This is a genomic window from uncultured Frigoribacterium sp., assembly GCF_963515265.1.
Classification (GTDB): Bacteria; Actinomycetota; Actinomycetes; order Actinomycetales; family Microbacteriaceae; genus Frigoribacterium.
The window spans coordinates 1-7,191 of sequence record NZ_CAUPYL010000138.1; the positions used below are offsets into that span (position 1 = coordinate 1).

Below are 7,191 nucleotides of genomic sequence, written 5' to 3' on the forward strand. Positions count from 1 at the left end.
CGGCCACGCAGGGCTCGAGCCCCGGCGTCCCGTCCGACGTGCTCGGAGCGGCGGGCGGACGTGTCTCCGCCGACGGTCCGCCCGACCCGGCCACCGGCCTCCGCGCGCCGACCGTCGACGAGCGCGACCTGCTCGCGTTCGTGGCCGCGGGCGCCACCGACGACGTCATCGCCCGTCAGCTCGGGATCTCGCCCCGCACCCTGCGCCGTCGCCTGCACGACCTCTTCGACGAGCTCGGCGCGAGCAACCGCTTCCACGCGGGAGTCGAGGCGGCGCGACGCGGCTGGGTCTGACGCACGCCCCGGTCGGCTGACGCGTCCGTCGACCAATCGACCCGCGCCTCCTCGGCCCGTACCCCGACGAGGAGGCGCTGGTCGGCGGGCAGGCTTGTCCAGTGGGCATCGTGGGGGACCGGGCGTACCCCGTTCGACTGCGGCCGTGTAAATTCCGTGGCCGGTCGAGGACAGTGGCCGGGATCGGCCATGGCCCCCGGTTGAGGGGCGTCGCATTCTCAGGTAGTTCTTACGGATCGACCGTGCCCGACCGGGTGCGGCACCCGGAAGGCACCCTGTGATCACATCGTCCGGCCGACGACGGCCGAAGGCTCCACTCTCCGCACTGCTCATCTCGGGACTCGTCGCCGCCGGCGTCGTCGCGCTGCCGGCCACCTCGGCCCTGGCGGCCGACGGCCCTGCCGTGGTCGGCGACTCCCAGTTCGCGAGCGGGTCGTACATCGTCACGCTGCGCGAGCCCGCGGCTGCGACCTACGAGGGCGGCAAGGCCGGCTTCGCCGCCACGGCCGCGCCCGAGGGCGCGCGCCTCGACGCGTCGGCTGCGCCGGTGCAGGAGTGGTCCGAGCACCTCGAGCAGACCCAGGTCGACGTGGCCGGGGCGGTCGGCGCCACGGTCGACGCGCACTTCTCGGTGACGACGAACGCGTTCGCCGCCGACCTCAGCGCCGACCAGGCGCGGGCGCTCGCCGCCGACCCGTCGGTCGCGGCCGTCTCGAAGAACGAGCTGCTGAAGCTCCAGGCGACGCCGTCGACCGAGTTCCTCGGGCTCGGCGACGCCGAGGGGAACGGCGGCGTGTGGGACGCGATCGGCGGTCGTGACGCCGCGGGCGACGGCGTGGTCGTCGGGATCATCGACTCGGGCATCGCCGCGGGCAACGCCTCGTTCGCGGGCGACTCGCTGGGCGAGCAGGACAGCGCCGAGCCGCACCTCGAGGGCGACTCGATCGTCTACGACAAGGGCGACGGCGGCACCTTCACCGGCGTCTGCCAGACGGGCGTCCAGTTCACCGCATCCGACTGCAACACGAAGCTGGTCGGCGCGCGCTACTTCGTCGACGGCTTCGGCGTCGACAACATCGGCACGGAGGAGCAGGGCGAGTACCTCTCGCCCCGTGACGGCAACGGCCACGGCTCGCACACGGCCTCGACCGCGGCGGGCAACGCCGACGTCGAGGTGACCATCGGCGACCGCGACTTCGGCACCGTCTCCGGTGTCGCACCGGCCGCGAAGATCGCGGCCTACAAGGTCTGCTGGGACGGCCCCGACCGGGTCGCCACCGACGACGACGGCTGCGCCACGCTCGACCTCGTCGCGGCCATCGAGGCCGCGGTGACCGACGGCGTCGACGTCATCAACTACTCGATCGGCGGAGGCGGCGCGACGAGCACCTTCTCGGCCACCGACCAGGCGTTCCTCGGCGCGGCCTCGGCGGGCGTCTTCGTCGCGGCCTCGGCCGGCAACGACGGCCCCGCGCCCACGACCGCGGACAACGCGGCGCCCTGGATCACCACTGTCGCGGCGAGCACCGTCCCGAGCTACGCGGCCACGGCCCTGACCGGCGACGGCGCCTCGTACCTCGGCGGCTCGATCACCGTGCCGACCGGCACCGAGGGCGTCAGCGGCCCCCTGGTCGACGCGGCGGCCCTCGCGGTCGACGGAGCGACGGCGGCCGATGCGGCCCTCTGCCGTCCCGACTCGCTCGACGCCGACGCGGCCGCCGCCTCCGGCGCGATCGTGCTCTGCGACCGCGGCGTCTACGACCGCACGGCCAAGAGCGCCGAGGTCGAGCGCATCGGCGGCGTCGGCATGCTGCTCGTGAACCCCGCGCCCAGCTCGGTCGACCTCGACGAGCACAGCGTCCCCACGGTCCACGTCGACGCGGCGTCCTACGACGCCCTGCACGCCTACGCGGCCACCGAGGGCGCGACGGTCACCCTCGTCGACGGCAACCCCGCCGGCCTGCCCGAGCCCGCCACGCCCCAGATCGCCGGCTTCTCGTCGCGCGGCCCGGTGACGGCCGACGGCGGCAACCTGCTCAAGCCCGACATCTCCGCGCCCGGAGTCGCGATCCTGGCCGACGGCGCCAACGCCGCCGGCGAGCCCGGCACCTACGAGTTCCTCTCGGGCACGTCGATGTCGTCGCCGCACGTCGCGGGCCTCGCAGCGCTCTACCTGTCGCGCACCGTGCACCCCGACTGGACCCCGGCCGAGGTGAAGTCGGCGATGATGACCACCGCCTACGACCTCGTGGGAGCCGACGGCGCCCCGACCCAGGACGTCTTCGCCCAGGGCGCCGGCCACGTCGACCCCACGGCCTTCCTCGACCCGGGCCTGCTCTACCGCAGCGGCACGGCCGACTGGCAGGCGTACGTCGACTCGATCGACACCGTCGAGGGCACCGACTCGTCCCTGAACCTCCCCTCGATCAGCGTCGGCTCGCTCGCGGGCACGACGACGGTCACCCGGTCGGTCACCGCGACGGACCCCGGCAGCTGGACGGCCGAGCCGGTCGCCATGGCCGGTGTCACGGCCGCGGTCTCGCCCTCGACGCTGACCTTCGCGGAGGCAGGCGAGACGCAGGACTACACGGTCACCTTCACCCGCACCACGGCCGCGCTCGACGAGTTCGCCACCGGCTACCTGACGTGGACCGACGGCACCCGGGACGCGCGCAGCCCGCTCGCGGTGCGGCCCGTCCAGCTGGACGTCGCCGCGGAGTTCGCAGGCTCCGGCGTGACGGGCGAGGCGACGGTCGACGTGACCGCCGGCGACGCCCTGTCGCTGCCGCTCGGCGCCGAGGGCCTCGCCCTCGGCCAGGTCGCGACGGGCTCCGGCACCGCCGGCGCCGACGCCGCCCAGGTGCCGGTCACGGTCGCCGAGGGCACGACGCACGCCCGCTTCGTGCTCGACTCGGCCGAGGACACGGCCGACCTCGACCTGCTGCTCTACACCGCCGACGCATCGGGCCAGCCCGACGAGCTGGTCGGGGCCGCGGCCACCGGCTCGGCCGACGAGCAGCTCGACGTGGAGACGCCGGCGGCAGGCCAGTACGTGCTGCTCGTCGACTTCTACTCGGGCGCGGGCGACCTCGGCTACACGTTGACGTCGTACCTGCTCGACCCGGCCGCGGCCCAGGGCGGACTGGCCGTCGACCCGACCGTGCTGGAGGCGTCGCTCGGCGAGACCACGACGGTCACCGCCTCCTGGTCGGACCTCGCTTACGAGAGCAGCTACCTCGGACGCGTCGTCTACGGCGACACGGGCACGGCGAGCTACATCACCGTCACCACGGGCGAGGAGCCCGAGACGCCGGTCGACCCGGGCCCCGGCCCGGGAGAGCCCGGCGGCCCCGGCCACGGCGGCCCGGGGCACGGCGGGTTCGACCTGCCCGGCCTGATCGGCTGGATCTGGGGCGCCATCGGCGACCTGTTCCACCGCTGGTTCCCGGGTCTGCCCTGGCGCTGAGCCGGAGCTGACCCGCAGCAGCCGGGCGGCTGACGCCGCGGCGGTCTGATCACGCAGGAGGCGGTCCGCACCTTCCCCAGGAGGGTGCGGACCGCCTCCTCGTGCGTCGGCCGCGACGCGCCGCATGGCCGCTGAGCGCGACCCTGCGGCTCCGCGAAACACGAAGGGACTAGGTTCGTCACTCGTGACTGGACAGAGCGGCAACACCATGCGCGTGGTGAGCTACAACCTGCGCGAGCACACGGCCAAGGGCGAGATCCGGGCCCTCGCAGAGGACCACAGCGCCGACGTGCTGTGCCTGCAGGAGGCCGACACGAAGGACATCCCCGACGAGTTCGGCGAGTTCTCGCTCGCGGCGTCGACCCGGAACAACCGGCTCGGGCTCGCGGCGTACTACCGCCGCTCCCGCTTCGAGCTGCTGGGCACCAACGTCTACGCGCTGAAGAAGAGCATGCACGACCGCGTCATGTCGCCCGCGCACGAGCGCCTGCTGGCGATGCACCTGCACGACCGCATCTCGGGCGCCGACGTGCTGATCGGGTCGTTCCACGCCGCGCCGCTCACCGCCACCAACGGGCTGCGCAAGAAGCAGGTCGAGTCGGCCCACCAGCTGATGCGCGCGCTGGCCCCCGGCGTGCCGATGCTGATGGTCGGCGACTTCAACTACCCGTGGTTCCACGGCGGGCTCAAGAAGCGCATCGAGCGCGACGGCTTCGTCCTGACCCGCAGCAGCACGCCGACCTACCTCGGCTACAAGTACGTCAAGGGCCACTTCGACTTCGCGACGAGCTACGACCTCACCATCGAGGACGTCGTCACGCTGCCCGCCGGCATCAGCGACCACCGGCCGATCCTCGTGCGCGCCACGGGGCTGGCCACGGCCTAGCGGCGGGCTCGACCCGTCCCCGACGACGACGAGAGGCCCCGGTGCGTCTGCACCGGGGCCTCTCGTCTGTCGTGCCGTCGTGCCGTCGACGCGCAGGGCGGGACGGGCGTCGAGGAGGCGGGTCGCGCCTCCTCGGGACTGCCTACGCAGCCAGCGCGAGCGCGTGGGCGCTCACGGCGTAGGCCTGCACGATGGTGCGGCTGGGCTCGCGGCGCCAGCTGCGGCCGGGGATGACCCAGCCCTGGGCACCCTCGACCGTGACGGTCGCGCCGACACGGACGTCGTCGGTGACGACGTCGCTCCAGGCGCGGACGACGAACTCGGCGCCGGAGGCGTCGACGACGACGAACTCGGCGAGGCGGGCGGTGGACAGGACGGGCTCGGTGGTGACCGTGCCGCTCAGGGTGGTGATGTTCTCGTTCATGCGTGTTCTCTTCTTCGATGTGTGCTGTGTTGCTCAGCGTCGTGGCACGCAGCGCGAGGCATGCGTGGACCGCCGTTCTCGGCGGTGGGGCGGACGGATGTCCTCAGGCTCGGAGAGCCTGGTCGGGCCTCGTCTCGGGCGACGACCGGTGAGTAGGCGAGCGGGTGAGGCTCGGACCGGGGGTCCCGAGATCTACAGACATGATCTGCAGGCTGTTCGACTCGGCCTGCGTGTGGACGACAAGGCCATGAGTCGGGAACGATCTGAGAGGATCGTTGCCAAGCGACCTGCAACGATAACACGGTAGGGCCGGATGCGCCAGGGCTGACCCGTGACGTCGCTGAGAACGCCGGGGGAGGCGGTGGTTCGATGGGTGCATGACATCGATCCCCACCATCACCCTGAACAACGGCGTCGAGATCCCCCAGCTCGGCTTCGGCGTCTACCAGGTCGAGCCCGACCAGACGAAGGACGCGACGCTCACCGCCCTCGAGGTGGGCTACCGCCACATCGACACGGCGCAGATGTACGGCAACGAGGCAGGCGTCGGCGAGGCGCTGCGCGAGTCGGGCATCGACCGTTCCGAGATCTTCGTCACCTCCAAGCTCAACAACGGCTTCCACCGTCGCGACGACGCCCTCAAGGCCTTCGACGGCACGCTCGACGCCCTCAAGGCCGACTACGTCGACCTGTTCCTCATCCACTGGCCGCTGCCGACCACGGACGTCGACTACCTCGAGACCTGGAAGGCGCTCGAGGAGATCTACGCCACGGGGCGGGCCAAGGCCATCGGCGTCTCGAACTTCCAGCAGGCCCACCTGCAGCGCCTGCTGGACGAGGCCGACGTCGTGCCCGCCGTCAACCAGATCGAGGTCCACCCCTACCTCACCAACGACTCGCTGCGCCTCTTCGGTGTCGAGCACGGCATCCACACCGAGGCGTGGTCGCCCATCGCCCAGGGCAAGGTCCTCGAGGACCCGACACTCGTCGAGATCGCGGAGCGCGTCGGCAAGTCGACCGCCCAGGTGACCCTGCGCTGGCACGTGCAGCGCGGCGACATCGTGTTCCCCAAGTCGGTCACGCGCTCGCGCGTCGAGGAGAACTTCGACCTCTTCGACTTCGAGCTGTCCGACGCCGACGTCACGGCGATCACCGACCTCGACAAGGGCGAGCGCACGGGCCCCGACCCCGACACGTTCGACTACATCCCCAGCTGAGCCTCGGTCGGGCCAGGTGCACCGACCTGCCTGACCTGGACCCCCCGGCCCGCGGGCCGGACCCGGCTGTGCCGACGGGCCGGTCTCCCCACAGGGGGAGACCGGCCCGTCCTAGTAGGGTCGTCGTCTGCACGGGAGGCCTACCCGAGGCGTCCCCGCGCTACCGGGAGCGAGTGAACAGGGTGCGAACAGTCGTCGGCGTGCTGCGCCTCGTCGTCGCCGCCGTGGGCACGGCCGCCCTCGTGTCGTACTTCTTCTACACGCTCGGCTTCTCGACCTTCTCGACGGTCAACTACTTCGCGTACTTCACGCAGCAGAGCAACATGGCGAACGTGCTCGTCCTCGCCGTCTCGGGGGCGCTCTCGCTCCGGGGCCGACCCGAGGGCCGCGCCTTCGCCGCGGTGCACGCCCTGGTCACGACCTACGTCGTCGTGTCGGGCATCGTCTACGGCATCATCCTGATCGAGTCGCTGAGCAACGACTTCGCGATCGGCGTGCCCTGGTCGACCCAGGTGCTGCACTTCTGGATCCCCGGGTTCCTCGTCGTCGACTGGGTGCTCGCCCCCGGGCGCACCCGCGTCAGCTGGGCGATGCTCTCGGTCGTCCTCGTGTTCCCCGTCGTCTGGGGCATCGCGACCATCGTGCGCGGCGCGGACGTCGGCTGGTACCCGTACTTCTTCCTCGACCCCGCGCAGGTGCGCTGGCCGGACGAGTTCGTGATGTACAACGCGATCGCCCTGGGCGTCATCGTGGGGGTCATGTCGGCGTTGATCGCGCTCAGCCACCTGCGGCCGGGGCCGCGGCCGGGCGTGCTGCTGCGGCGTGGAGAAGGCGCGGCCCTCGTGGCGGGCGACGGCGGGTCGGTGCCGCCCCCAGGAGGAAGGGCGGCCGGGGCAGGGCTGCCG

General features: G+C 72.3%; 6 protein-coding genes. 5 read left to right on the top strand and 1 reads right to left on the bottom strand.

What is annotated here, in order from left to right:
• The 3 genes from RWM17_RS10635 to RWM17_RS10645 form a co-directional block, all read left to right on the top strand.
• Positions 1–293 (top strand): helix-turn-helix transcriptional regulator (locus RWM17_RS10635; RefSeq protein ID WP_314103496.1); only part of this gene is annotated, 293 nt, incomplete at its 5' end.
• A gap of 277 nt (positions 294–570) precedes the next feature.
• Positions 571–3,759, top strand: coding sequence for a S8 family serine peptidase (locus tag RWM17_RS10640; RefSeq protein WP_314103499.1), 3,189 nt, complete (start codon positions 571–573; stop codon positions 3,757–3,759).
• 184 nt (positions 3,760–3,943) lie between these two features.
• Positions 3,944–4,645 carry an endonuclease/exonuclease/phosphatase family protein gene (locus RWM17_RS10645; RefSeq protein WP_314103501.1) on the top strand — a complete coding sequence of 234 codons (702 nt, stop codon included), beginning with the start codon at positions 3,944–3,946 and terminating at the stop codon, positions 4,643–4,645.
• Between the two features lie 142 nt (positions 4,646–4,787).
• Here the strand turns inward: RWM17_RS10645 and RWM17_RS10650 are convergent, their stop codons facing one another.
• Complete coding sequence (locus tag RWM17_RS10650) at positions 4,788–5,069, bottom strand: hypothetical protein (RefSeq protein WP_123546785.1); 282 nt, start codon at positions 5,067–5,069, stop codon at positions 4,788–4,790.
• A 377-nt stretch (positions 5,070–5,446) separates the two neighbouring features.
• Here RWM17_RS10650 and RWM17_RS10655 point away from each other — a divergent pair, with 377 nt between their 5' ends.
• Positions 5,447–6,286, top strand: a complete 840-nt coding sequence (locus RWM17_RS10655; protein WP_314103503.1) for an aldo/keto reductase — start codon at positions 5,447–5,449, stop codon at positions 6,284–6,286.
• A 182-nt stretch (positions 6,287–6,468) separates the two neighbouring features.
• A partial coding sequence (locus tag RWM17_RS10660; RefSeq protein WP_314103505.1) for a Pr6Pr family membrane protein occupies positions 6,469–7,191 on the top strand: 723 nt, incomplete at its 3' end.